The organism is Desulfofundulus thermosubterraneus DSM 16057 (assembly GCF_900142025.1).
GTDB lineage: Bacteria > Bacillota > Desulfotomaculia > Desulfotomaculales > Desulfovirgulaceae > Desulfofundulus > Desulfofundulus thermosubterraneus.
Window position 1 is genome coordinate 1 of sequence record NZ_FQZM01000087.1, and the last position, 2,182, is coordinate 2,182.

The window sequence follows — 2,182 nt, forward strand, 5'->3', positions numbered from 1 at the left end:
ACCTTGAATTCCCGCGTCACTGGCGGCCGCGCCCGGGTTACGGCGACGTTGCAGGTATCCCGGCAAGCTGCGGCGGCGACGACGGCTTTTTCTCGTTGGGTGCGATGAACGGGGAGGGCTTGACACCCGAGGAGGTGGCGCGACACGAGGCTTCCCACAAGCTGAAGCCTAATGGCGAAAGGCCGCGGCTGGAAAAAACCACGGTCAACGGCAGGGAGGGGTATTTCGTCTTCCCCTCGCCGGAGTCGGGCGTGGGGGCCGGGGCCTGCTGCGTGGTGCCTTACCCGCGGCCCGTGGCGATCACGGGCGAGAAATACCACTACTTTATCCTGTACGCGGACGCAAAACACATCCGGGATCTCGCCGCCTCGCTGCGGTTTATAGATGGGGAGGGGGGAGGGTGATAAGAAATATAGTGACCGGTTTGTTGCTCCTTGTGCTGACGGCGCTGGTGGCCGGCTGCGGTCCGGCGCTGCCGGAGGAGTTCTCCTTCCGTACGGACCACCAGCGCATCGCGGGCCTGCGGCTCTAGGATGATGAACCCCGGGGGCCGCGTCCCGTGGCGGAGGTGGCCGATCCCGTACTGGTCGCGTTTTTCGTGCGGCAACTCGACGCGGCGAAGCCGGCTGCCCTGCCCGACCCACCGTCGAACAGGCACTACCTTTCCTTTCGGGTCGGCGCGGGAAAAGCCACCGGGGAAACGGGGCGCTACCCCTACCTGTGCAACGTGTGGGATCCGGAAAGGCCGGGCTACGTGGAGCTTGACGGCCGGTGGGTGGAAGTATCGCCCGCTTTCAACGGGCTTCTCTTCAGCCTTGCGGATTACCGGCGCGCTTCCGGCGCGGTCGACAAGGCGGATGCCGCCTTCCTGAAGCTGTACGGGTAACGGTTTATCCAGACCCTGTTCCAGGAATTTTTCCAGGTGGCCTTGAGGTGTAAAACTTTTCCGGGGAAAGCGGGCCTTTAGGCTGCTTTTAGAAGCGGGGGGTTTTAATTATGATAAGTAGTTTCCCTTTTGAAATAGCAGACGGATTATATGTTCTGGGTAACAAACACTTTTTCACCTTCCTGGCCATTGGTGAAACCCACGCCCTCATCGAATTGGGAGTCAGCGCCACGGCACCCCTGGTGGTTACCCAGATGGCAGTACTGGGAATAGAGCCTGAAAAAGTGGGCTACCTGGTAGTTCCCCATGCACATTTTGATCATCTGGGCGGTTTGCCATACTATCAGGCTTTTTTTCCACAAGCGCGGGTAGTTTGCTCGGACAGGGCACGAAAAACCATGAGTAACCCCAGGGTGCTGGAGCAATTTTTTAAAGAAGATGATGTTACCTCGGCCTGGCTGGAGGAAACAGGAAAAGGGCGGCGTATCTATTCCTGGCTTCCCGGCGCAGCCCTGGAGGCAGAAATGATAGTGGGTGATGGAGATGTTCTGGCGTTGGGGCAAAATAACACACTAAAATTTATTGCCGCCTCCGGTCACAGTCCCTGCAGTCTGGCTGTATACCTGCCCGAACGGGAAACATTGTTGGTTTCCGACAGCCTGGGGTTTTTCCTGGGACCGGAGGAAAACTTTCCACTCTTTTTCTATAACTATGACACCTATCTTGAAACCATTCTCCGTCTTAGCCGGGTTGGCGCTGTTATTGTAGCGGCAGCACATGAGCTTATCTTTACGGAGGAGGATGCTACGGGCTGTTTCAATGTAGCTGAAGAAGCAGCCAGGAAACTATACCGGTACATTTATGCTTTCCAGGGCAATAGGGAGGAACTAATGGCCGAGCTTTATCATCGCTACTACCATAATGGTCTTCGGGTCTACTCGCCGCAGAATATAAAGGCGTGCGTGGAACTACTGGTGCGCCGGGTAAAGGACTCCGGACAGGCAAGTACCGGGTAGCCAGGTTTACATTTATCATGCATAGATTCAATTCCAGACCCGGGTCGTTTGGGTATGTTATCCACTGCCGGTGCCTGCCGGGTAAATAAGGGGCGGTAGTGAGCACTCCGTAGGTTCCGGCTAGGGCGAAGGCTGATTATCTGGAAACGATGCCAGTATCATGTATGGAAATTATGGAAATTTATAAGTAAGCGTAAAATAAACCCCACCTTGCAATCAGGTGGGGACAAAATCCAGCTTATTTACTGGCCCTGCAGGCAGGGGGTAACGAATCGGACCA

The 2,182-nt window shown here is 56.1% G+C and carries 4 protein-coding genes; all 4 read left to right on the forward strand.

The genetic code is table 11. The features are described from left to right. Positions 1–119: 119 nt before the first annotated feature. The 4 genes from BUA65_RS17430 (at position 120) to BUA65_RS17440 (ending at position 1,902) form a co-directional block, all read left to right on the forward strand. Positions 120–404: a hypothetical protein gene (locus tag BUA65_RS17430; protein WP_131821554.1), complete on the forward strand. Its 285-nt coding sequence runs from the start codon at positions 120–122 to the stop codon at positions 402–404. Continuing rightward, complete coding sequence (locus BUA65_RS19065; protein ID WP_278246301.1) at positions 401–532, forward strand: hypothetical protein; 132 nt, start codon at positions 401–403, stop codon at positions 530–532. The genes BUA65_RS17430 and BUA65_RS19065 overlap by 4 nt, the downstream gene beginning before the upstream one ends. A gap of 27 nt (positions 533–559) precedes the next feature. Next, positions 560–886: a hypothetical protein gene (locus BUA65_RS17435; protein ID WP_072871666.1), complete on the forward strand. Its 327-nt coding sequence runs from the start codon at positions 560–562 to the stop codon at positions 884–886. A 110-nt stretch (positions 887–996) separates the two neighbouring features. Beyond that, the gene (locus BUA65_RS17440) at positions 997–1,902 is read left to right on the forward strand and encodes an MBL fold metallo-hydrolase (protein WP_072871669.1); all 906 of its coding nucleotides are present in this window, start codon (positions 997–999) and stop codon (positions 1,900–1,902) included. The last annotated feature ends 280 nt before the right edge of the window (positions 1,903–2,182 follow it).

Bases quoted from the DNA above. Each gene is read 5' to 3' on its own strand.
- BUA65_RS17440 (WP_072871669.1), top strand. From the start codon at position 997: ATGATAAGTAGTTTCCCTTTTGAAATAGCAGACGGATTATATGTTCTG.